We start from the raw sequence: 24,010 nt of genomic DNA, 5'->3' as shown, positions 1-24,010 counted from the left end.
TCCAGGCCTCTTAATCAAGAAACGCGGGAGAGGCGAGATGAAGGCGGTGCTCAGCAAGGCGGTCGGCGGACCCGAGACCCTGGTGCTGGAGGAGCTGCCCGATCCCGTCGCCGGCCCCGGCCAGGTGCTGATCGACGTCAAGGCCTGCGGGGTGAACTATCCCGACGTCCTCATCATCGAGGACAAATATCAGTTCAAGCCGCCGCGCCCGTTCGCTCCGGGCGGCGAGGTTTCCGGCGTGATCTCCGCGGTGGGCGAGGGCGTCACCCGCTTCAAGATCGGCGATCGCGTGCTGGCCTCGACCGGCTGGGGCGGCTACGCCGAGAAGCTGGCGCTGGAAGAGGCGCGCTGCACCGCAATCCCGGACAACATGCCGTTCGATGAGGCGGCGGCGTTTGTCCTGACCTACGGCACGTCGTACTACGCCCTGAAGGACCGCGGCCACGTCAAGGCCGGGGAAACCTTGCTGGTGCTCGGCGCGGCAGGCGGGGTCGGGCTGGCGGCGGTCGAGCTGGGCAAGGCCATGGGGGTGCGCGTTATCGCCGCAGCGTCCAGCCAGGAAAAGGTCGATCTGGCGATCAAGCACGGGGCCGACAGCGGCGTTGTCTACCCGCGAGGACCGTTCGACAAGGACGGCCAGAAGGCTCTCGCCGAGTTGCTCAAGGGCGCCTGCGGACCTAGCGGCTGGGACGTCGCCTACGACGCCGTCGGCGGCGATTATTCGGAAGCGACGATCCGCGCGGCCGGCTGGAACGGCCGCTTCCTGGTCATCGGCTTCCCGTCGGGAATCCCGAAAATCCCCTTGAATCTCACGCTGTTGAAGTCTTGTGACATCGTCGGTGTGTTCTGGGGCGCGGCCGTGGCGCGCGATCCGAAGGGCCATGCCCAGAACCTCCGGGAGCTGATGGACCTCTACGCCGCCGGCAAGATCCGACCGTATGTCTCGGAGCGTTTTCCGCTGGCCCGGGCCGGCGATGCGATCGCCCATCTGTCCAGTCGCAAGGCGATGGGCAAGGTTGTGATCACGGTTGATTGAGAGGGTTACCGGCCGCGTGGTTAAATCTCGCTAAGTATGCTTTTTAGCAAAGGAAAAACGACAAATCCGCAGAGTGCTCCCGAGACTAGGAGACTCTGCGGCGATGTCCGTCCAAGAAGAGCAGAGCGTCGCGGCGCCAATCGCCCCGCGCCGTCCATACCGCCTGACGCGGCGGCCCGAAGAGCGCGTGCACGTGCTGGGCGGGACCATGGACCTTGTGCGTCCCGAGGAAGTCTTTCACTTCGTCTCGGGCAAGCTGGATGCGCGCCAGAGCGTCATCGTCGCCAACCACAATCTCCACAGCCTTTATCTGGTCGGTCAGGACCACCAGATCGGCGAGTTCTATAAGGAAGCCGACCTGATCGAGGTCGATTCCGTGCCGCTGATCTTCTGGGCCCGCCTGGTGGGCCGGGCCAGCCGCCGCTTCCACCGCTGCACCTATCTGGATTGGCGCGACGACTTCTGGGCCTTGGCGACCGAGAAGGCGTGGAAGGTCTTTTTCGTCGGCGGCGCCCCTGGGGTGGCCGAGCAGGCGATCGCGCGGATCCGGCAGGATTGGCCCGCCGTCCAGATCGCCAGCCATCACGGCTATTTCGACGTCAGAAACGGCTCGGCGGAGAATACGGCGGTGGTCGAGGCCATTCGCGATTACGCGCCGGACATCGTGCTGGTCGGTATGGGCATGCCGCGCCAGGAAATTTGGACGCTGGAGAATCATAAGGCGTACGGCCCGGCCGCGACCTTCACCGTGGGCGGCGCCTTCGACTACGAGGCTGGCGTCCAGAAGCCCGCGCCGCGCTGGATGGGACCGATGGGCATGGAGTGGCTGTTCCGGCTGATGGCCGACCCGCAGCGGCTCTTCTCGCGCTATTGTATCGAGCCCTGGTCATTGATCGGCCCGGCCTGCAGCGACCTGTCGCGCGCCGTGTCGCGGCGGGTGACGGAAGGCGACTGGCGCGCGGCCGAGGCCGCTCGTTGGGAGCAAATGCGCGCCCGCAACGAAGCGGCGCGCTAGGATGACGAAAATTTTGGGGGCCGCTTGCGGCGTGGTCGCGAGGTTCGCGATCTGGACTAGGGGGCTTGGGGGGCGATGAGTCTGGATATTCGCATCATGACGCTGGAGGCCAACGAGCGCTCCGGCTTCGCGCACCGCGCCGTCGCCGGGGTGGGATTGGTCGGCCTAGGCCTGGCCTGGGCGGCGCTGTTGCTGCCGTGCATGCTGTGGCTGGCCGCCAGCCACCTGGGGCGGCGGCTCGAACCACTGACGCGACGTTTCGCCTGATCCGGCGCGGGTTGAAAGACCTCTAGCCAACGTCTGTTTGCTCCGCGAATATGATCATTGATCACTGACCCGAGAGAGGTCAGGGGCGCGGAGGATATTCCATGGTCGGACGTCTGGACGGCAAGGTCGCCGTCGTCACCGGTGGCTGCTCGGGCATTGGGCTCGGAACCGTCGAGCTCTATGTCGCTGAAGGCGCGCGCGTGGTCGCCGCCGATCTTCAGAACGAAAAAGGCGCGATGCTGGAGAAGCGGTTTCCCGACCGCGTCCGCTTCTCCCGCTGCGACGTCACTTCGGAAGACGATCTAGCCAAGACCATGGCCCTGGCCGAGAGCGACTTCGGCGGCCTCGACATCCTGTTCAACAACGCCGGTCATGGCGGCACGCCCGCGGCGGTGTCGGAACTGACGGTCGAGGGCTGGGACAAGACCTTCGCCCTCCTGGTGCGCGGCCCGGCCATCGGTATGAAGCACGCTCTGCCGCTGATGCTGAAGCGCGGTGGCGGTTCGATCATCAACACCGCCTCGATCGCCGGCCTCCAGGCGGGTTTCGGGCCCCTGGCCTATTCCGCCGCCAAGGCGGCGGTGATCCACATGAGCCGGTGCGCGGCGGCGGAACTGTCGCCGTTGAAGATCCGCGTCAACGCCATCTGCCCCGGCCTGATCGCCACCTCGATCTTCGGCGCCTCGATGGGCCTGCCGCGCGAAGTCGCCGATCAGATGGCGGCCCAGATCGCTTCGATCGGTCCCAAGATCCAGCCGATCCCCAAGTCGGGCCTACCCGAGGATATCGCCGCCGCCGCCCTCTATCTGGCCAGCGACGAGTCCCGGTTCGTGAGCGGGACCCACATCGTCGTCGATGGCGGCATCACGGTCGGTCCGCGCAGCGCTTGGGACAAGAACACGCCCTCGCCGATCCTGGCGGCCATGGGCATTACGCCCGAACAGGCCGAGCAGATGCGCGCCAGCCTGGTCGCCTCCGGCGCGGCCGGGTGACCCTCACGCCAAACTTGCGCGGCGCTCTGTGGATGCTGGCCTCGGCGGTCGGCTTCACGGCGATGACCACCCTGATCAAATTCCTGGGTCCTGGTTATCCGGCCGCCCTACAGACCTTCTACCGCCAGCTGGCTGGCGTGATCGTCCTGCTGCCGCTGATCGCCCGCGACTGGCGCGGAGCTTTCCGGACGACGCGGCCAGGCATTCTGGTCTTTCGGTCCAGCGCGGGCGTGCTGGCGTTGATCATGGGCTTCTACGCCTATCAGAAGCTGCCGCTGGCCGACGCCAACGCCCTGTCCTTCACGCGGACGCTTTGGCTGGTTCCGTTGGCGGCCTTCGTGTTGCGAGAGCCGATCGGTCCTCTACGGATCGGCGCGGCCCTGGTCGGCTTCCTGGGCGTTCTGATCATGCTGCGGCCTGGAGCGGGCGGCGTGGGCGCCTGGATCGGCTGGCCCCAGGCCTGCGCCCTGATCTCGGCCTTCCTATTCGCCCTGACCATCACCGGCATGAAGGTCATGACCCGTGACCACAGCCCGTTCGTGTTGCTGGTCTACGCGGCGGTGCTGGGCCTGGTCTTCTCGATCCCGCCCGCCCTGTTTGTCTGGCGTTGGCCGACCTGGCCGGACCTTGGCCTGCTGGCCGCGATGGGCGTGATTGGCACCCTCACCCAAGGCGCCTACATCAAGGGTATGGAGGCCGGCGAGGCGGCGGTCATGGCGCCGATCGACTATACGCGGCTGGTCTTCGCGGTCGGGGCGGGGCTGCTGCTGTTCCACGAGATCCCGCATCGCGCGACGATCGTCGGGGCCGCGATCGTCGTGGTCTCGACCCTGTTTATCTCGTGGCGCGAGCACCAACTGGCCCAGCGCGCCGCAATTCAGTCGGCATAGGCGCGCCGCCAGGCGACGAAGCGTTCCAGACCCTGGGCCAGCTTGATCTTAGGTTGGTAGCCGCAGAGGGCGCGCAGCTTGTCGACATTGGCGAAGGTGGCGGTGACGTCGCCCGGCTGCATGGGCCGAAACACTTTCTTGGCCTCGATCCCCAATGCGCCTTCCAGCGTGTTGATCATTTCCATCAGCCCGACCGGATCGTTGTCGCCGATGTTGTAGATCTCGTGTCCGCCGCTCGCCGGCGGATGGTCAAGCACGCCGACGATCCCATCGACGATGTCGTCGATGAACGTGAAGTCGCGCGCCATCCTGCCCTCGCCGTACACCTCGATCGGCTCGCCCTTCAGCATGGCCTCGGTGAAGCCGTAATACGCCATGTCCGGCCGGCCCCAGGGACCGTATACGGTGAAGAACCGCAGTCCCGACTGCGGGAAGCCATAGAGCCGGGCATAGCTCTGGCTCAGCAGTTCACATGAGCGCTTAGTGGCGGCGTACAACGAGACAGGCGTATCGGCCGGATCGGTCTCGCGGAAACCGTCGCCGTTCAGCGGCCGGTCGCCATAGACGCTGCTGGACGAAGCATAGACCAGGTGCTCGACGCCGGCGTGGCGGCAAGCCTCCAGCACGGACAGGTGACCAGCCAGGTTGCTGCGTTCGTAGGCGAATGGGTTCTCGATCGAGTAGCGGACCCCCGCCTGGGCGGCCAGATGGACCACCCGGCGCGCGCCGGAGGTCTTCACCAGCGCAGCGAAGGCCTCGTGCTCTGCGATGTCCATGCGGACCATCGTGAAGCCCGGTCGACCTTCCAGACGCGCGGCCCGCGCCGCCTTCAGGGCGGGGTCGTAATAGTCGTTGAAGACGTCGACCCCGATCACCGTCTCGCCGCGATCCAGCAGACGCTCGGCCACGTGCAGGCCGATGAAGCCCGCCGCGCCGGTCACCACGACTGGCGGGACGATGACCGGGGTCGCCATGGGTCAGCCCCGGCCGATGCTTGCATAGGTGAAGCCGTGACGAACCATTTCGCCGGGCTTGTAGACGTTGCGCAGGTCGACGACCGTCGGCGATTTCATCAGCAGCTTCACGCGGTCGAGGTCGAGAGCCCGGAACTGGTCCCACTCGGTCAGGATCACCAGGACGTCGGCATGTTCGGCGGCCTCATAGGCGCCGGTCTTGAAGTCGACGCCCGGCAACAGCTTCTCGGCCTCGTGATGGCCTTCCGGATCGAAGGCCTGGACCTTGGCGCCGAGAGCCTGCAGGGCCGGGACGATATCCAGGCTGGGCGCGTCGCGCATGTCGTCGGTATTGGGCTTGAAGGTCAGGCCCAGGACGCCAATCGTCTTGCCGGTCAGATCGTCCGAGCCGATGGCGGCGGCGACCTTGGCGGCCATGGCCTTCTTGCGGGCGTCGTTGACCTCGACCGTGGTCTCGATCAGACGGGTCGGCGCGCCATAATCCTGAGCGGTCTTGACCAGGGCGATGGTGTCCTTCGGGAAGCAGCTGCCGCCATAGCCAGGACCGGCGTTCAGGAACTTGCCGCCGATGCGCTTGTCTAGGCCAATGCCCTTGGCCACCTGCTGCACGTCGGCCCCAACCTTTTCGCAGAGATCGGCCATCTCGTTGATGAAGGTGATCTTCATCGCCAAGAACGCGTTGGCGGCGTACTTGATCAGCTCGCTGGTGCGGCGGCCGGTGAACACAATCGGTGTCTCGTTCAGCGACAACGGGCGATAGAGCTCGCGCATCACCGCTTGGGCGCGCTCGTCTTCCGAGCCCACCACGACGCGGTCGGGGCGCTTGAAGTCCTCGATCGCCGCGCCTTCGCGTAGGAACTCGGGATTGGAAACCACCGCGAATTGGGCGTCGGGACGCGCCTTCTTGATGATCGCCTCGACCTCGTCGCCGGTGCCGACCGGCACGGTCGATTTGGTGACCACCACGGTGAAACCATCGATCAGGCCGGCGATCTCTTCGGCCGCGGCGTACACATAGCTCAGGTCGGCGTGACCGTCGCCGCGACGCGTCGGCGTGCCGACGGCGATGAACACAGCTTCGGCGTCCTTGATCGCCTGGGCGCCGTCCAAGGTGAAGAACAGACGGCCTTCGCGGACATTGCGGGCCACGAGGTCGTCGAGGCCCGGCTCGAAGATCGGGATCTCGCCTTTCTCCAGCCGCTCGATCTTGCTCGCGTCCTTGTCGATGCAAGTCACGACATGGCCGAAGTCGGCGAAACACGCCCCAGACACCAGGCCCACATACCCAGTGCCAATCATCGCTACGCGCATCGAAGCATCCTGATCTCGGTCAGCGCCAGCCCACACGCGGCGCACCTGCCTAATCCAGCAATCGGCTCGCCGAAGCAAGTCGCGCCGCTAAAGCGCTTGCAGCAATGACATGATGATGACGAAAGCGCCGCTTCCGTGATCTTGGACTTTCAACCTTCGCGCAAACTGTTTAGCGAGAACGATCGTCGCGTGGGGATCTCGATGCAAACCGTTCTGGTGACCGGCGGGGCCGGGTATGTCGGCTCGCACACCTGTCTGGCCTTGGCGGAGGCCGGGTTCCGGCCGGTGGTGTTCGACGATCTGTCCAACGGTCATCGCGAGCACGTGCGGTGGGGGCCGCTGGAAATCGGCGACATCCGCGACGCCGCGCGCCTCGACGCCGTCTTCGCCGCCCACCGGCCGGTGGCGGTGTTGCACTTCGCCGCCCGGATCGAGGTCGGTGAGTCGGTCAAGAACCCTGGCGCCTTCTTCGACAACAATGTCGGTGGCGCGATCACCCTGATCGAGGCCGCGCGGCGGGCGGGGGTCAACGCCCTGGTGTTCTCGTCGACCTGCGCCACCTTCGGCGATCCCGTGAATCTGCCGATGAACGAGAGCCACCCCCAGGCGCCGCTGAATCCCTACGGCCGCAGCAAGCTGATGGTCGAGCAGGCCTTGGCCGACTATGACCGCTATGTCGGCTTCAAGAGCGCGGTGATGCGCTATTTCAACGCCGCTGGCGCCGACCCGGAAGGACGCATCGGCGAGTGGCACGAGCCCGAGACCCACGCCATCCCGTTGGCGATCCAGGTGGCCCTGGGTCAGCGGCCGCATTTCACGATCTTCGGCGACGACTATGACACCCGCGACGGCACGGCGGTGCGGGACTATGTCCACGTGCTGGACCTAGCCGACGCTCACGTCTCGGCGTTGCGCCGACTGTTGGCCGGCGGATCCTCGGAAGCCTTCAATCTCGGGACCGGAACGGGCACGACGGTGCGCGAACTGGTCGACGGCGTCGGCCGGGCGACCGGCGCGCCGCTTCCGATCCAGAGGGCCGCCCGCCGGCCCGGCGACGCTCCGGTCCTGGTGGGCGACAACGCCAAGGCTCGCGCCGAGCTGGGGTGGAACCCGTCGCGCGACCTCGACATCATCCTGTCAAGCGCTTGGCGCTGGCACCAGGCCCAGGCCGCCGCCGGACGCTAGCCCTTAGGTCCGGCGGGAAGATTATTCCCCCGAACCACGGCGCTTTGGGTGTGATGTCGCGAGTACTCTGAGCGAAACGGTTTATTTGCAACTTTCGCTGTAGCTCTCAAGGGATATGACCCTTGGGGGACGTGCGTGCTCAAGTTTCTGACCTGCCTGACGACGCAGCATGACCTGCGCCTGGTGCTTGTCGCCGGGCTCATCTGCCTTGCGGGCTGTTTCAGCACGTTCCGCCTCTATTCGCGGATGCGAGGCGCTCGCGGCGTGGTGCGCGCCGCCTGGCTGCTGCTGACCGGCCTGGTCGCCGGCTCCAGCGTCTGGGCCACTCACTTCATCGCCATGGTCGCCTACACGCCGGGCCTCAAGACGGGCTACAGCCCGACCGGCACATTGATGTCGCTGATGATCGCGGCCCTGTTCATGGCCAGCGGTTTCGCGGTGGCCTCGGCCCAGCGATCGACCACCAACGACTTCGCCGGCGGGGTCCTGCTGGGTCTCGGCGTCGCGGCCATGCACTATACGGGCATGTCGGCTTTCGTGACTCAGGGCCACCTGATCTGGGAGCACGCCACGGTCGGGCTGTCGGCGATCTTCGGCGTGGCCGGCGCGACCACCGCTTTGGTGTCGGCCGGCACGGCTCGCACGATGCGCCGCCAGCTGATGGGCGGGGGCCTGCTCTGCCTAGGCATCGTGGCGCTGCACTTCACCGGCATGGCGTCGATCACCATCGTTCCGGACGCCACGGTCGTGGTGCCCGATCAACTGCTTTCGGGCGGCATGCTGACCCTGGCGGTGGTTTCGATCACCAGCATGATCATCCTGGGCGGCCTTGGCGCGGTCGCCATCGAATCCCAGACTTCACGCTCGGCCCTCGAGCGCATCCGCAGGCTGGCCAACGCCGCCTACGAGGGCCTGGTCGTCGTCCAGTCGGGCCAGATCAACGACGCCAACGCCGCCTTCTGCGAGCTGGTCGGCGCCGAGCTGTCTGAACTGGTCGGTCGCCCACTGCTGGGTTCGATCCTGTCGCTCGACGACACCGGCCCCGACCGCGAGGGCGTCCGCCGCGAAGGCAAGATTCAGCCGCTGGCCGGCGGGCGCGAAATCCCGGTCGAGGTGTTCTCGCGTCTAATGGACGACGGCGCGCGCATGGAGACCTCGGGTCTCACCGTGCTGGCGGTCCGCGACCTGCGCGAACGTCGCGCGGCCGAGGAGAAGATCCGCTATCTCGCCGAGCACGACGGCCTGACCGGCCTGCCCAACCGCAATTCGCTGCAAGCGCGCCTGGCCGCGGCCCTGGACCGTGTCGAGGCCTCGGGCGAGAGTCTGTCGGTCATCTGCATCGACCTCGACCATTTCAAGGAAGCCAACGACCAGCACGGCCACCTGGCCGGCGACGCCATCCTGGTGGAGACCGCTCGTCGCCTGCAGGCCTCCGTGCAGGCCCCGTCCTTCGCCGCGCGCTTGGGCGGCGACGAGTTTATCGTGGTCCAGGTGGCGGGCGGCGACCAACCGACCGCGGCCGCCGAGCTTTCAGGCCGCCTGATCGAGATGCTGTCGGTTCCCGTGGCCTACGAGGGCCAGGAGCTGACGCTGGGCGCCAGCCTGGGCGTGAGCCTCTATCCCGACGACGGCCGCACGACCGAGGCCCTGATGGCCAACGCCGACATGGCGCTCTATCGCGCCAAGGAGAGCGGCCGCGGGGTCTATCGCTTCTTCAAGCGCGAGATGGATGACACCATTCGCGAGCGTCGCAGCCTAGCCCGCGACCTGCGCCAGGGCATCACCGATGAGGAGCTGGTCGTCCACTATCAGCCCCTGGCCCGCGCCACCGACGGCGAGGTCTGCGGCTTCGAAGCCCTGGTTCGCTGGCGGCACCCGACGCGCGGCATGATCCCGCCGCTGGAATTCATTCCGGTCGCCGAGGAAAACGGCCTGATCGGCGCCCTGGGCGACTGGGTCTTGCGCCGCGCCTGCGCGGACGCCGCCTCCTGGGAAAAGCCGCTGCGCATCGCGGTCAATCTCTCGCCGATCCAGCTGCACAATCCGGCGCTGCCGAGCCTCGTCCACGAGGTGCTGATCACCACCGGCCTGTCGCCGTCGCGGCTGGAGCTGGAGATCACCGAGAGCGCCCTGTTCAAGGACTACCAGCGCGCGCTCGACAATCTGCGGCGCCTGAAAGCCCTGGGCGTGCGGATCGCCATGGACGACTTCGGCACCGGCTTCTCGTCGCTGTCGACCCTGCAGTCGTTCCCGTTCGACAAGATCAAGATCGACAAGAGCTTCGTCGAGAACATCCACCGTCACGACCGCGCCACCGTCATCGTGCGCGCCGTTCTGGGTCTCGGCCGCAGCCTGGAAATCCCGGTGGTAGCCGAGGGCGTCGAGACCGAGGAGCAGATCGTCTTCCTGCGCGGCGAGAATTGCACCGAGCTTCAGGGCTACGCCATCGGCCGCCCGGCCCCGGTCGACACGCTGAACGCCTGGACCATGGCGGCCGTCGCGCCCGTCGAGGCCGCTTCGATCGACACGGTGATCGAACCTCGCCGCAAGGCCAAGCGCTCGGCCTGATCCTTTTTTGCCGGAAGCGTCGAACGGATTGGCGGCGCTCGGAACTTAGTGTTCCATGAACCGTCAGGCGTGAGCCGAGCGGAGCCTTGAGGCCTCGCGACGTGTCATCAGGGAGCGTACCGCGGGTGCTGGGACGGACAGCCATCAGGTTCGTGACGGCCGCGGACCGGCGCGAGCTGCGCTACGGCCTCGCGGTGCTGGCGGTCCTGGCGGCGCTGGCCGCGCGGATGGTCGCCGTCCTCGTCACTGACGTCCCATCCAACTTCCCCACATTCTTCGTGGCCGTGCTGGTCGCGGCGATGGTCGGCGGGCTGGGGCCAGGCTTCCTGGCCCTCGGACTCAGCGCGACGATCGCGTGGCGATTCTGGATGGCGGTCGACGGCTCCTGGACGCTGCACACGCGCGAGGCCGTGCAGCTTAGCATGTTCGTGCTCTGTGGGGGCCTGATCGTGGTGCTGGTCGAGGCGATGCGCATCGCGGTGCGCTCCGGCCTGGCCGCCGAGGAACGGTTTCGCTCGGCCCAGGAGGCGTCGCTGGACGCCTTCGTGATTCTGGAGCCGGTGCGCGAGGGCGGCCGGGTGATCGACTTCCGCTGGACCTACGCCAATCCGAAGGCTGATTCGATGCGGCCCGCTGGGACCTCCACCCTGTTGGGTCGCCGCGTGCTGGACGTGTTTCCAGACAACACCGGTCGCGAGATGGTCGAACGCATGAACCGTCTGCTGGCGACCGGCGGTCCCGACGACATCGACGTGCGGCGCGTGATCGACGGCGAGGAGCGCTGGGTCCGGTCAAGCGGCGTCCGCCTGGGCCGCGATCTGGCGGTGACCTTCCGGGACGTGACCCAGGAACGTCGCGCTGCGGCGGCTTTGCGTAGCAGCGAGGAGCTGTTCCGAGGCATGGCCAATTCAGCGCCCGTGCTGATCTGGGCGACGACCGCCCGGGGGCAAGCCGACTGGTTCAATCAGGCCTGGCTAGACTTCCGGGGGCGGACGCTGGCGGAGGAACTGGGGGAGGGCTGGCTCAGCGGCGTGCATCCCGAGGACCTGCAGGCCAGCCTAGAAGCGGCCGACATCGCCGCCGACAGGCGCGAGTCGTTCAATGTCGCCTTCCGCCTGCGTCGCGCCGACGGGGCCTGGCGATGGATCAACAGCGTCGGCGCGCCGCGCTTCGACGAGGCGGGCGAGTATCGCGGCTATATCGGCAGCTGTTTCGATTTCACCGAGACGGTCGAGGCGCGCAAGGATCTCGAGGACCGGGTCGCCGAACGCACCGCGGCCCTTAAGGCCAGCATGGCCGAGACCGCCCACGCCCAGGCCGCCCTCGCCCAGGCTCAACGCCTCGAGACGGTGGGCCGGCTGACCGGCGGCGTGGCGCACGACTTCAACAACCTGCTGACGGTCATCGTCGGCGGGCTGGACATGATTCTGCGCCGGCCGGGCGATACGGCGCGCGTGACCCGATTGGCCGAGGCGGCGCTTGCCGCCGGCCAGAGGGGCGAGCGCCTGACTCGGCAACTGCTGGCGTTCTCGCGCAATCAGGAACTCAAGTTGGAAGTCGTCGATGTCGGCGCGCTGTTGGATCAGGCCGAGCCGCTGCTGCGGCGGGCGGTCGGCGAGGCCATGACCCTGACCCTCCGGCGTGACCCCAGGCCCGTCCGTTCGCGCGTCGACGCCGCACAGCTCGAAGCGGCGCTGCTGAACCTGGTCGTCAACGCCGCCGACGCCACCTCGACCGGCGGGGCGATCAGCATCGTGGTCGAGCCGGTGACCCTGGTCGCGGGGCAGGTGGCCGATACCCCGCCGGGCGACTATGTCCGGGTGGCGGTCAGCGACACCGGCATGGGCATGCCGCCCGAGGTGCTGGCCCGGGTGTTCGAGCCGTTCTTCACCACCAAGGAGGTCGGCAAGGGCACTGGACTGGGCCTGGCCCAGGTCTATGGCTTCTTGCGCCAATGCGGGGGCGGGGTCGGCATAGACAGCGTCGAGGGGCGCGGCACGACGGTCGGCCTCTATCTTCCCGCCACCGACGATATCCCGACGCCGGAAGCGGCGAAGGCCGCGCAGCCATCCCATGATCGCCTGCAGGGCGTTCGCGTGCTGCTGGTCGAGGACGACGCGCCGGTGCGGGAAATCGCCAGCGGGCTGCTGCGCGACCTCGGCTGCGAGGTGACCACCGCCGAGAACGGCGCCTCGGCCCTCGAGGCGCTGGAGGAGGGCGTGGGCTTCGACCTCCTGATGTCGGACATCGTCATGCCCGGCGGGATCAGCGGCGTGGACCTGGCGCGCTCGGTCTCGGTCAACCGACCGGATATGGCGGTGCTGCTGACCACCGGCTACGCCGGCGAGCGCATGGACGTCGCGCCGGCCGATCTGCCATGGCCGGTCCTGCGAAAGCCGTTTCAGGTGGAGCGACTGGCCGAGGTCGTCTCCGCCCTGCTGGCCGCCCGGGAGACGCCGGCGCGCAAGAAGCGCCGCGCGCCGCCCCGCAAGCGCGGCGTCAGCGCCGCCGGCGAGTGAGTCCGCCCAGCAGGCCGCGCATCAGCTCCCGACCCGCCTGGGAGGCCACGGTGCGCACCAGAGTGACGGCGAAGGCCTCGGCCACTGTCTGACGGTTCGAGGCGCGGGGCCGGGCGGCGCGCGCCTCGCGGGCGTCCTCACGTTCGCGGACCTTGGCCTCGGCGGCTTCGCGCCGGTCCTCTTCCGCCTCCTCGCGTGCGGCGTCGGCCTGATGCTGCGCCTGCTGGGCGCGGCCTTGCAGGATCTCGTAGGCGGAGTCGCGATCTCGGGTCTGGTCGTAGACCCCGGCGACCGGGCTCTTAGCCTGCAGCGCCGCGCGCTCCTCAGGCGTGATCGGCCCTAGGCGCGAGGCCGGCGGGCGGATCAGGGTCTTCTGCACGACCTGCGGCGCGCCCTTCTCGTCGAGCGTCGAGACCAGGGCCTCGCCGACGCCGAGCGCCTGGATGGTCTCGGCGGTGTCGAAGTTCGGATTGACCCGGAATGACTGGGCGGCGGCTTTCAGGCCTTTCTGGTCGGCGGGGGTGTAGGCGCGCAGGGCGTGTTGCACCCGGGCGCCTAGCTGTCCTAGCACCGCGTCGGGGATGTCGGCCGGATTCTGGGTGACGAAATAGACGCCGACGCCCTTCGAACGGATCAGGCGCACGACCTGCTCGATCTTCTCCAGCAGCGGCTTGGGCGCGTCGTTGAACAGCAGGTGGGCCTCGTCGAAGAAGAACACCAGCTTGGGCTTTTCCGGATCGCCGACCTCGGGCATCACCTCGAACAGCTCCGACAGCAGCCACAGCAGGAAAGTCGAATAGAGCTTGGGCGACTGGATCAGCCGGTCGGCGGCCAGCAGGTTGACGTAGCCGCGCCCCGCCGCGTCGGTGCGCATGATGTCCTTGAGATCCAGGGCCGGCTCGCCGAAGAAATGCTCGGCGCCCTGGGTTTGCAGGGTCAGCAGCTTGCGCTGGATCGCGCCTACCGTGGCGGCCGAGACGTTGCCGTATTGCGTGCCGATCTCGTCGGCGTGGTCGGCGACGTATTTCAGCGCCGCCTGCAGGTCCTTGAGGTCCAGCAGCAGCAGGCCGTCCTGGTCGGCGACGTGGAAGACGATGTTCAGCACGCCCTCCTGCACGTCGTTCAGCTCCAGCAAGCGCGACAGCAGCAGCGGGCCCATTTCCGAGATGGTGGTGCGGATCGGGTGGCCCTTCTGGCCGAACAGGTCCCAGAACATCACCGGCGGCGCGGCCGGGGACAGCGCCAACTCCATCGCTTCGGCGCGGGCCAGCATCTTCTCGTTCGGAGTGCCGGGCATGGCCACACCCGAGAGGTCGCCCTTCACGTCGGCGGCGAACACCGGCACCCCGGCGTCGGAGAAGCCTTGGGCGATGACCTGCAGGGTGACGGTCTTGCCGGTGCCGGTCGCCCCGGCCACGACGCCGTGGCGGTTGGATCGGTCGAGTCTCTGGGTCACGGGGCCTTCGCCCAACCCGACCAGGATCTCGTTCTCGCCAATCGACAGCGGCATGGGGCCAAACTCCTTGAATGAGGGTTTGAACCTAGCCGGGGCCTTGCGTCGCGCCAATCGGGGCGGTCAAAGTCGGTCGCGTTTCTGGAGAAGTTTTACAAATGCCCGCGCCTGCCCCGCCTCCCGTCACCACGCGCAACGCGGTGGTGTTCCTGGCCGTCATCGCCGGCGGGGTGACGCTGAAGTGGATGCAGGACATCCTCACGCCCCTGGCGCTGGCGCTGTTTCTAGCCGTGATGATCGACAGCTTTTCCCGCGTGCTGACGGTGCGGGCGCCGAAATTCCCCAAGGCGCTGGCCTTGCCGACCGCGGTCGTGCTGTCGCTGCTGCTGTTCGGGGTCTCGATCTGGATCGTCGTCGACAACGGCAAGGAGTTCTTCGACCATTCCTCGGAATATGTGGCCAGCCTCAACGCCATCATCGCCAAGTTCGCGCCGATCGTGGCCAGGCTGGCGCCGGGACTGGAGATGAAGGTCGCGCCGACCATCGGCGACCTGGTCAAGCAGTGGAACCCGCAGCGCTATGTCGGGGACGTGGCGCAGTCGTTCAACAGCTTCGCCACCAGCGCCGTACTGGTGCTGATCTATCTCGGCTTCATCCTAGCCTCGCGGAAGGGCTTCGCCCGCAAGATCGTCGCACTCTTCCCGCATCATTCGCAGCGCGACCAGAACATGAAGCTGTTCCAGCGCATCCGTGACGGGGTGGAGCAATATCTGTGGATCCAGACCGTGACCGGCCTGATGATCGCCGTCGCCGCCTGGGTGGTGATGATGCTGGTGCGGTTGGACAACGCTTTCTTCTGGGCGTTCCTGATCTTCCTGGCCGCCTATATCCCGATCTTGGGCGGGGCCATCGGCTGTTTCCTGCCGCCGGTATTCGCCCTGATCCAATTTCCCGACAGCTTGTGGCCGGCGATCATCCTGTTCGCGGCTCTGCAGTCGATCTTCTTCGTGGTCGGCAACGTCATCTACCCACGCATGCAGGGCGACAGCCTGAACATGGACCCGACCGTGGTGCTGCTATCCCTGGCCCTGTGGGGCGCGCTCTGGGGTGTGCCGGGGATGTTCCTGTCCACGCCGCTGACCGTGGCGACCATGCTGATCCTGGCCCAGTTCGAAGGGTCCCGCTGGATCGCGATCCTGCTCTCCGAAGACGGCGATCCGCAGGGCGAGCGAATGCTGACGGGCAAGGGGCATGGGCCGGCCCCGGACGACTTCCCGGCGCGAAAAACCTAAGGGACGCGAAAGAAATGGACGCGCCTCTTCAACTCCGGACCTTGGTTACTATCTATGCCTTGTCCGGCTCCCCCCACCCGGACACCCCGCCGATCGCGGCCGGCATGGCCGCCGCCATCGAAGCGGAAAACGCCCGCACACCCCCAGCGGGCCCGCGCCGCCGGCTTCCCCCCCGCCGGCGGCGCTTCCGTTTCTCGCCGGGTTTGAGCGCGAACGGCACAAATTATTTCCGATTTCCGACCTAACGGTTGAAGTAAGGCCCAAAAGGGCTAGGTTGCGGCCAAAAATTCGCGAGGAAATCCCATGATCGGTGAAAAAAATGACCTCAAGTCCGCTGAGGTCCCGATCGGCCCGCTGGTAGCCGCCTTCGCCCAGGCCCTGGGTTCTTCGGTCGAGGCGTTGTCGCCCGCCGCGCGCGGCTTCGCCGCCCAAGCCCAGGACGACTGGTCGGCCGAGGAACTGCCTGGCCTGGATGTCGCCGACGTCGCCCGCGCCCTGGCCGACTTCTGGCGCTTCGGCGAGAGCGCCAAGGATCTTTCCGAACCGGCCATCCGTATCCGCCGCGCCGAAGGCGGCGAGACCCCCTCCGATCTGCTCGAGATCGTCCAGCCCGATCGGCCGTTCCTGGTCGACAGCATCATGGGCGAAGTGACCGAGGCCGGCTTCTCGGTCCGGGCCATGTTCCACCCGGTGGCCGATTGCAGCGGCGTCCGCCGCTCGATGATCCAGATTTGGCTGGCCCCGGTCGGCGAAGACCGTGAGGCCGCCTTGGTCCAGAGCGTCCGCGAGGCGCTGGCTGACGTCGCCCTGGCCGTGCAGGACTTCGAAGCCATGCGCGCCCTGATGCGCCGCACGATCACCGAATTGCAGGGCGCGACGACGCCCGTCTCCGCCGCCGAGAAGAACGAGGACTTGGACTTCCTCGACTGGCTGGAAGGCGACCACTTCGTGTTTCTGGGCGCGCGCGTCTACGAATATCCCCGCACCGCCGACGGCGGCTACGCGGCGGAGGAGCCGCTTTACCAGCCCGAAGGCAGCCTCGGCGTTCTGCGCGACCAGGCCCGCACCGTCCTGCGCCGGGGCAGCGAACCGGCCATCCTGTCGGCCCAGATCCGCACCCATATCGACATCGGCGATCCGATCGTCGTGGCCAAGTCGAACCTGCGCTCGCGCGTTCACCGCCGCGGCTACATGGATTATGTCGGCGTCCGCAAGTATGGCGCCGATGGCAAGGCCTCCGGCGAGGTCCGCTTCGTGGGCCTGTTCACCGCCGAGGCCTACGAGACTCCGGCCCACGAGGTGCCGCTGATCCGCAGCAAGGTCGCCCACGTCATCGAGCGCGCCGGCAAGGATCCCGACAGCCACAACGGCAAGCGCCTGCGCAACATCCTCGAGACCTGGCCGCGCGACGAGCTGTTCCAGACCGATGAGGCCCAGCTGCTGGTTACAGCCATGGGCGTGCTGCACCTGTACGACCGGCCGCGCGTCAAGCTGTTCGCCCGCCGCGACCCGTTCGACCGCTTCATCTCGGTGCTGCTGTTCGTACCGCGTGACCGCTATGACTCCGGCGTCCGCGCCCGGGCCGGAGCGATCCTGGCCGAGGCCTTCCGCGGCCGGGTGTCGGCCTATTATCCGAGCTTCTCCGACGCGCCGCTGGCGCGGGTACACTACATCCTGGGCGTCACGCCCGGCGACCATGCGGAGCCGGACCTTGCCGCCGTCGAGGCCGCGATCGCCGAGACCGCCCGCACCTGGGACGACCGTTTCGAGGCCGCGATCCGCGAAGGCTCGACGGGCCGCGTCGCCCAGCTGCTGAGTCGCTACGCCGGCGCCTTCCCGCCCGGCTATCGCGACCAGTACGACGCCGAAGAGGCCCTGGCCGACATCCAAGTCATCGACGACCTGGCCGAGGGCGAGGCCGTCCGTGTCCGCGCCTTCCGCCGCGCGGACGACAGCGCGGTGACCTTCCGTTTCAAGCTCTATCGCCCAGGCGCCGCGGCCCCGCTGGCCGACGTGCTGCCGATCTTGGAGCATATGGGCCTGAAGGCCCTGATCGAGGACGGCTTCAGGGTCTCGCCGGGCGGCCAGCCGGTCTGGATCCACGAATTCGTCCTGCGCGACGAAGCCGGTGAGCACCTGGTGTTTGGCGACGTGAAACAGGCCTTCGAAGCCGCCTTCGTCGCCATCTGGACCGGCCGCGCCGAGAGCGACGGCTTCAACCGTCTGGTGCTGGAGCTCGGCATCGGCTGGCGCGAGGCCGCCTTGATTCGCGCCCTGGCCCGTTATCGCCAGCAGTCGGGCCTGGATCCCAGCCAGGGTGTTCAGGAGCAGGCCCTGTCGGATCATCCGGGTGTCGCGCGCCTGATCCTGGATCTGTTCCAGACCAAGTTCGACCCGGCCGTGAAGGCCGATCTCAAGGCTCGCGAGGAGCAGGCCAAGGCCGTCGAAGGCAAGATCGTCGAGGCCCTGCAAGGCGTCGAGAGCCTGGACGCCGACCGTGTTCTGCGCCGCCTGGCCGCCCTGGTCGGCGCCATCCAGCGCACCAACTTCTACCAGCCGGCCGCCGACGGCGGTCCCAAGCCGTACATCAGCTTCAAGATCGCCTCGCGCGAGCTGGAAGACCTGCCGGCCCCGAAGCCCTATCGCGAGATCTATGTCTCGGCCCCGCACGTCGAGGGCGTGCACCTGCGCTTCGGCCCGGTCGCCCGGGGCGGCCTGCGCTGGTCGGACCGCCGGGACGATTTCCGCACCGAGGTGCTTGGCCTAGTGAAGGCCCAGCAGGTCAAGAACGCGGTGATCGTGCCCGTCGGTTCGAAGGGCGGCTTCTATCCGAAGCAGCTGCCGCGCGGCGGCGATCGCGACGCGATTCAGGCCGAGGCGATCCGCGCCTACAAGACCTTCCTGTCGGGCCTGCTCGACCTGACCGACAATATCGATCCCGACAACAATGTCGTGCCGCCGCCGTCGGTCGTCGTGCATGACGGCGAGGATCCTTATCTGGTCGTCGCCGCCGACAAGGGCACGGCGACCTTCTCCGACATCGCCAATGGCGTGGCCGAGGACTACGGCTTCTGGCTAGGCGACGCCTTCGCGTCGGGTGGTTCGGTCGGCTACGATCACAAGGTCATGGGCATCACCGCTCGCGGCGCCTGGGAGGCGGTCAAGCGCCACTTCCGCGAGCTGGGCAAGGACATCCAGACCGAGCCCTTCACCGTGGTCGGCGTCGGCGACATGTCGGGCGACGTGTTCGGCAACGGCATGCTGCTGTCCAAACAGACCAAGCTGCTGGCCGCGTTCGACCACCGTCACATCTTCCTCGACCCGAACCCGGACGTGGCGGTGTCGTGGGCCGAGCGTGACCGGATGTTCAAGCTGCCGCGCTCGTCGTGGGACGATTACGACAAGTCGAAGATCTCGCAGGGCGGCGGGGTCTTCGCGCGCAGCCTGAAGAGCATCTCGCTGTCGAAGGAAGTGCGCGACCTGTTCGAGATCAAGGCCGAGGCCGTGTCGCCGGCCGAGCTGATGAGCGCGATCCTGAAATCCAAGGCCGAGCTGCTCTATCTCGGCGGCATCGGCACCTATGTGAAGGCCAAGGGCGAGAGCAACGCCGACGCCGGTGACAAGGCCAATGACGCCATCCGCATCAACGGCGCGGACCTGCGGGTCAAGGTCGTGGGCGAGGGCGCCAACCTCGGTTTGACGCAAGCAGGCCGCATCGAGTTCGCCCAGGCGGGCGGCCATATCAACACCGACGCCATCGACAACTCGGCCGGCGTCGACAGCTCCGACCACGAGGTCAACATCAAGATTCTCACCGGGATCCTGGAGCGTGGCGGCGAGCTGACTCGCGAGAGCCGCAACACGCTGCTGGCCTCGATGACGGAGGACGTGGGCCACCACGTCCTGGAGCACAATTACGACCAGACCCTGGCCCTGACCCTGCTTGAGAGCGATGCCGCTTCCGAGGTCGACGCCCAGATTCGCTACATGGTCGACCTCGAACAGCGCGGCCGCCTGGACCGTCGTGTCGAGGGCCTGCCGACCAATACGGCGCTGCTGGAGCGCAAGGCGTCGAACAAGGGCCTGACCCGGCCGGAACTGGCCGTGCTGCTGGCCTATGGCAAGCTCGACCTGTTCGACGACATCGTCGCCAGCCCGGCGCCGGACGATCCGTGGTTCCAGGCGACGCTGCGCGGCTACTTCCCCAAGGCGCTCGATAAGTATGCCGACGCCATGCAGAAGCACCGACTGAAGCGCGAGATCATCGCCACGGTGGTCGGCAACCAGATGGTCAACATGTGCGGCCCGACCTTCGTCAGCCGCCTGAAGGCCGCCGCCGGGGCCGACGTCAATGCGGTGGTCGTGGGCTTCACCGCCGCCCGCGAGATCCTCGGTGTCGATGGCCTGTGGGATCAGGTGAACGCGCTGGACAACAAGGCTTCGGCCGACGGCCAGACCGCGCTTTACAAGGCGCTGGCCTACGCGCTGCGCAGCCTCAGCTTCTGGCTGGCCCGCCGCGCGGTGCGCGACAAGTCGACCGTCAAGGCGCTGGTCGAGGCCTATGGTCCGTCGGTGGCGGCGCTGCGGGCCCTGACCCCGGCCATCCTGTCGCCGTTCGAGCAGAAGACGGTCGCCAAGCGCGTGAAGGCCTATGTCGCCGACGGCGCGCCGGAGGCCCTTGCCCAGGCCGTCGCGGCCCTGCAGCCCCTGACCACGGCCGCTGACCTGGTCGACCTCTCGAACGCCTCCAGCTGGAGCGTCGAGAACGTCGCGCGGCTCTATCACCAGATCGGCGCGGCCTTCGGCTTCGATCGCCTGCGCGGCGCGGCCGGCTCGTTCGTCGGCGGCGACGCCTTCGAGCGTCTGGCGGTCCGTCGCCTGATCGAGGACATGCTGACCGAGCAGACCACGATCACCCAGGCGGTTCTCAAGTTCGCCGCCAACGCCCAGGCGGGTGAGGACGAGGGCGCGGCCAAGGCCGCCATCGCGTCCTGGGCCGCCCTGCGCGGCGATCGCCCCCGGGTGGTCAAGCGGACGATCGAGGACATCGAGCAGGCCGGCGGCGGCTGGACCTTCGCCAAGCTGACCATCGCCAACGCCGCCCTGCGCGAACTCTCCAGCGCCGCTTAAGGCTGGCCCCAACGCCTCCTCTCCCTTAGGAGGGGAGGCCGTCAGGGAGCGTAGAGATGGACCAAGGTGATCGCCGGCGGGTGGCCTGGACGCTCTATGAATGGGCGCAGCAGCCCTACTGGGCGCTGATCGCGACCTTCATCTTCACGCCCTATTTCGCCGCCGGCTTCGTCGGCGACGCGGCCAGGGGGCAGAGCCTGCTCGGCTATGCCGGGGCGGTGTCGGGCTTGGCCATCGCCATCCTCTCGCCCATGGTCGGGGCCAATGTCGATGCGCGGCGCAATCCCAGGGCCTGGCTGATCGGCCTGGCCTTTCCGATGGTGATCGCCAGCGCCGCCCTGTGGTGGGCGGTTCCGGGCGAGACGGGCCGCATCCCGCTGATCCTGGCCTGTTTGGTCGTCGCCGGCGTCGCGACCGAGCTCGGCGTGACGGTGATGAACGCCCTGCTGCCGGTGGTCGCCAAGCCGGGCCAGGTGGGGCGGCTCTCCGGCACCGCCTGGGCTCTCGCCTATGTCGGGGCGCTGATCTCGCTGTTCATCGTCCTCTTCTGCTTCTCGCTGCCCAAGGTTCCGATGCTGGGCCTGTCCAAGGCGCTGCACGAGCCCGACCGGATCGTCGGGCCGATGGTGGCCCTCTGGTTCATGCTGTTCGCCTGGCCGCTGATGCTGATCGCGCCCCAGCCGCCGGCCACCGGCGGAACCAGGCCGCTCGCCGAGCTGTGGGAGACCCTCCGCAGCTTGCCGAGCCGCCCGCACATGCTGAAGTTCCTGGTCGGCCGCATGCTGCTGGGCGACGGCATTTCCAGCTTCATCGCGTTCGGTGGGGTGCTGGCGGCGGGGCTGTTCGGCTGGACGACGACGCAGCTGGGCCTATACGCCATTCTGCTGTCGATCGCCGCGGGGATCGGGACCTTCATCGGCGGCCGGGTCGATCAGAAGATCGGCTCGAAGGCGACCGTGCTGATCGCCACCGGCGTGGTGCTGTTCGGCGCGACCGGGGTCGGGCTGGTCGGCAAGGATACGGTCTTGTTCCTGATCCCGGTCACGCCCGCCCAGCCTGGCGGCCCGTTGTTTTCCAGTACGCCCGAGCGGATGTTCCTGTTCTTCAGCCTGTTCGTCGGCTTGACCTTCGGCCCGGCCCAGGCGTCCTTGCGGGCCTGGATGGCAGAGCTGGCCCCGGCCGGCGAGACCGGGCGATGGTTCGGGCTCTACGCGCTGTCGGGCAAGGCCACGGCCTTCATGGCCCCGCTGGTCATCGCGGTCGGCACGCGCCTGGCCGGAGACCAACGCATCGCCGTCGTGGTCTCAGCGGCGTTCATGGCGCTGGGCGCCCTGGTGCTGGCGACCGCGCCTCGCCGGGCGCCCCCGGTTGTAGCCTGACGCGGAACAGGGCAGGCTCTCGTTCGGAGGGGCGCTCATGACCAAGGATCGCATCGTTCTGCTCGACTCGCTGCGGGGGCTCGGCGTGCTGGGCATCCTGCTGTGCAACGCGCCGGATTTCGCCGTGCCGCCGCCCGTCTCGGAGTCGGCCGCCAACTGGCCACACGGGACGGGTCCCGCGACGCTGGGCGTCTGGATCGTCACCCAGTGGCTGTTCCAGCGCAAGTTCGTGACCCTGTTCGCCATGCTGTTCGGCGTCTCCATCTTCCTGGTCGGCGGCGAGCGGTCCGACCTCGAGCGCGGCGCGATCCTGCGCAAGCGCCTGACCTGGATGGTCGTCTTCGGCCTGCTGCACGGCTTCGCGATCTGGTTCGGCGACGTGCTGTTGAGCTACGCCCTGGCCGGGTTCGCCGTGCTGCTGGCCCGCTCGTGGGCGCCGCGCAGGCTGATCCGCACCGGGGTGACGATCTGGACCGTCTTCACCGTGGTGATGCTGGTCGGCATGAGCGTCGCCGCCTTCTCGCCGCACGAGCCCGCCCAGGCCGTGCTGGAGGCCGCCAAGGAAGTGGCCAAGGGCAAGGCCTCCGAGATCCAGTACGGCGGGACGCTCATTCAGTCGCTGATCCAGAACGCCAAGGATCGGCTAGCCTTCCTGCCGGCCGAACCGATCATCTTCGTGATGACCTCCAGCCTGATGCTGATCGGCCTGGGCTGCTTCAAGGCTGGAGTGCTGACCGGCGAGGCCTCCGACCGCCTGTATAGGCGGCTGATCGCCGTGGGCCTGACCGCCTCGGTCGTGGTCGGCGGGCTGTATGTCGCCCAGGTGCTCACCGGCCTGCCCAGGGCGCTGAGCCTGGTGACCCTTGCGCTGCAGTGGATGCTGGCCCCGCTGACGACGCTGGCCTATGTGAGCCTGATGGTCTTCGCGTCGCGGTCGAAGGCCTGGAGCGCGATCCCGAAGGCCTTGGCGCCGGTCGGGCAGATGGCCTTCACCAACTATCTGATGCAGTCGCTGATCATGACCGTGATCTTCTACGGCGGTCGCGGTCCGGGCCTGCACGGCGAGGTCGATCGGCCCGGCCTGGCGGCGATCGTCGCGGCGATCTGGGTCGTGCAGATCCTGTGGTCGCGCTGGTGGATGGACCGGTTCGAGATGGGCCCGCTGGAGTGGGTCTGGCGCCGCCTCTATCGCGGCCCGACCCGGCTGCGCCGACCCGCCTTGCAGCCGGTCGCCGCCTAGGCGCAGGCCTTCAGGGCCCCGGTGAAATAGCTCTGAACCTCCTGGAACAGGTCGGGCCGGTAGCGGGCCCGGGGATCGTTGGCCTTGTCGTCGTCGAAGGCGTGGGTGGCGTCGGGATAGAAGACCCGGTCCACCGGCAGGCCATCGCGCGCCAGCCGATCCAGCGCCTTGGCCGGCGCCTTCCAGCCGACCACCTGGTCCTTGCCGCCCAGCACCGACCAGACGCGCGGCCCCCACTGTCCCCAGCCGCGGGCCGAGGTCAGGGAAGGATAGCCGGCATAGGGATAGACCAGCAGCGCGCCCTTGACCCGCTCGCGCAGCTTGACCGGATCGGCGTCGACCAGGCCGGTGGCCCGCGCGGCGTTCACCCCGACCGCGTAGCCGTCCATGATCGTCCAGCCGCCATGGCTCCAGCCGGCCAGGAAGATCCGCTTGGCGTCCGCCCAGGCCTGGCCTTCCAGCCAATGGGTCATGGCGAAGACGTCGGCCGAGCGCTTCAACCCGCCCAGCGTCAGGCCCGTGCAGACCAGCAGCTTGCCGTCGAGGGTCGACATCCCGCGGGGCTTCAGCGAATCGACCACCACGGCCGCCCAGCCGGCCGCGACGGCGGCGCGGGCGTAGTCCTCGAGGAACGGCGTCTTGCCGCCGCAGCCGTGCAGGATCAGCGCCACCGGGAAGGGTCCCAGGCCCGCCGGCTTGAACACCCGGGAGTGGCGGGCGACCTGTTCGCCCCAGGCGGCGCTGTCCATGCTCACCTCA

General features: G+C 67.9%; 16 protein-coding genes. 12 read left to right on the top strand and 4 right to left on the bottom strand.

The annotated features are described in order from the left end of the window. Positions 1-37 precede the first annotated feature (37 nt). The 5 genes from ABIC66_RS03470 (at position 38) to ABIC66_RS03450 (ending at position 4,200) form a co-directional block, all read left to right on the top strand. The gene (locus tag ABIC66_RS03470; RefSeq protein ID WP_354067989.1) at positions 38-1,036 is read left to right on the top strand and encodes an NADPH:quinone oxidoreductase family protein; all 999 of its coding nucleotides are present in this window, start codon (positions 38-40) and stop codon (positions 1,034-1,036) included. 103 nt (positions 1,037-1,139) lie between these two features. Then, the gene (locus ABIC66_RS03465; protein WP_354067988.1) at positions 1,140-2,051 is read left to right on the top strand and encodes a WecB/TagA/CpsF family glycosyltransferase; all 912 of its coding nucleotides are present in this window, start codon (positions 1,140-1,142) and stop codon (positions 2,049-2,051) included. A gap of 75 nt (positions 2,052-2,126) precedes the next feature. Beyond that, positions 2,127-2,318: a hypothetical protein gene (locus ABIC66_RS03460; protein ID WP_354067987.1), complete on the top strand. Its 192-nt coding sequence runs from the start codon at positions 2,127-2,129 to the stop codon at positions 2,316-2,318. 101 nt (positions 2,319-2,419) lie between these two features. Then, a complete protein-coding gene (locus ABIC66_RS03455; RefSeq protein WP_354067986.1) occupies positions 2,420-3,310 on the top strand; it encodes an SDR family NAD(P)-dependent oxidoreductase in 891 nt (296 codons plus the stop codon). Further along, positions 3,307-4,200, top strand: coding sequence for a DMT family transporter (locus ABIC66_RS03450; RefSeq protein ID WP_354067985.1), 894 nt, complete (start codon positions 3,307-3,309; stop codon positions 4,198-4,200). Before ABIC66_RS03455 ends, ABIC66_RS03450 begins: the two co-directional genes overlap by 4 nt. Here ABIC66_RS03450 and ABIC66_RS03445 read toward each other — a convergent pair. Then, on the bottom strand, positions 4,188-5,174 hold the full coding sequence (locus tag ABIC66_RS03445) for an NAD-dependent epimerase/dehydratase family protein (RefSeq protein ID WP_354067984.1): 987 nt from the start codon (positions 5,172-5,174) through the stop codon (positions 4,188-4,190). The genes ABIC66_RS03450 and ABIC66_RS03445 overlap by 13 nt on opposite strands. Positions 5,175-5,177: 3 nt before the next feature. After that, entirely contained in the window at positions 5,178-6,485 is a 1,308-nt protein-coding gene (locus ABIC66_RS03440) for a UDP-glucose dehydrogenase family protein (RefSeq protein WP_354067983.1), read from the bottom strand. 201 nt (positions 6,486-6,686) lie between these two features. On the opposite strand from ABIC66_RS03440, the gene galE reads away from it, so the two are divergent. The 3 genes from galE to ABIC66_RS03425 all read left to right on the top strand — a co-directional run bounded on the left by galE (position 6,687) and on the right by ABIC66_RS03425 (position 12,757). Beyond that, complete coding sequence (gene galE, locus ABIC66_RS03435; protein ID WP_354067982.1) at positions 6,687-7,670, top strand: UDP-glucose 4-epimerase GalE; 984 nt, start codon at positions 6,687-6,689, stop codon at positions 7,668-7,670. 135 nt (positions 7,671-7,805) lie between these two features. Next, the gene (locus ABIC66_RS03430) at positions 7,806-10,238 is read left to right on the top strand and encodes a bifunctional diguanylate cyclase/phosphodiesterase (protein ID WP_354067981.1); all 2,433 of its coding nucleotides are present in this window, start codon (positions 7,806-7,808) and stop codon (positions 10,236-10,238) included. 125 nt (positions 10,239-10,363) lie between these two features. After that, positions 10,364-12,757, top strand: a complete 2,394-nt coding sequence (locus ABIC66_RS03425; RefSeq protein WP_354067980.1) for a PAS domain S-box protein — start codon at positions 10,364-10,366, stop codon at positions 12,755-12,757. Here ABIC66_RS03425 and ABIC66_RS03420 read toward each other — a convergent pair. Then, positions 12,738-14,267 (bottom strand): helicase HerA-like C-terminal domain-containing protein, encoded by a 1,530-nt coding sequence (locus ABIC66_RS03420; RefSeq protein ID WP_354067979.1) that lies wholly within the window; start codon positions 14,265-14,267, stop codon positions 12,738-12,740. The two genes, ABIC66_RS03425 and ABIC66_RS03420, sit on opposite strands and share 20 nt — an antisense overlap. A 101-nt stretch (positions 14,268-14,368) precedes the next feature. Here ABIC66_RS03420 and ABIC66_RS03415 point away from each other — a divergent pair, with 101 nt between their 5' ends. The 4 genes from ABIC66_RS03415 (at position 14,369) to ABIC66_RS03400 (ending at position 23,251) form a co-directional block, all read left to right on the top strand. Continuing rightward, positions 14,369-15,502, top strand: coding sequence for an AI-2E family transporter (locus ABIC66_RS03415; protein WP_354067978.1), 1,134 nt, complete (start codon positions 14,369-14,371; stop codon positions 15,500-15,502). 303 nt (positions 15,503-15,805) lie between these two features. Next, on the top strand, positions 15,806-20,632 hold the full coding sequence (locus tag ABIC66_RS03410; RefSeq protein ID WP_354067977.1) for an NAD-glutamate dehydrogenase: 4,827 nt from the start codon (positions 15,806-15,808) through the stop codon (positions 20,630-20,632). A 56-nt stretch (positions 20,633-20,688) separates the two neighbouring features. Further along, positions 20,689-22,011, top strand: coding sequence for an MFS transporter (locus ABIC66_RS03405; RefSeq protein WP_354067976.1), 1,323 nt, complete (start codon positions 20,689-20,691; stop codon positions 22,009-22,011). Between the two features lie 37 nt (positions 22,012-22,048). Then, positions 22,049-23,251, top strand: a complete 1,203-nt coding sequence (locus ABIC66_RS03400) for a DUF418 domain-containing protein (RefSeq protein WP_354067975.1) — start codon at positions 22,049-22,051, stop codon at positions 23,249-23,251. Here the strand turns inward: ABIC66_RS03400 and ABIC66_RS03395 are convergent. After that, positions 23,248-24,006, bottom strand: a complete 759-nt coding sequence (locus ABIC66_RS03395) for a dienelactone hydrolase family protein (protein WP_354067974.1) — start codon at positions 24,004-24,006, stop codon at positions 23,248-23,250. The genes ABIC66_RS03400 and ABIC66_RS03395 overlap by 4 nt on opposite strands. Positions 24,007-24,010: the final 4 nt, after the last annotated feature.

Origin of the sequence: Caulobacter sp. 1776, from assembly GCF_040545685.1 — a bacterium.
GTDB lineage: Bacteria > Pseudomonadota > Alphaproteobacteria > Caulobacterales > Caulobacteraceae > Caulobacter.
The sequence above is the reverse complement of the archived record's forward strand: the minus strand, read 5'-3'. Positions and strand labels throughout refer to the sequence as shown.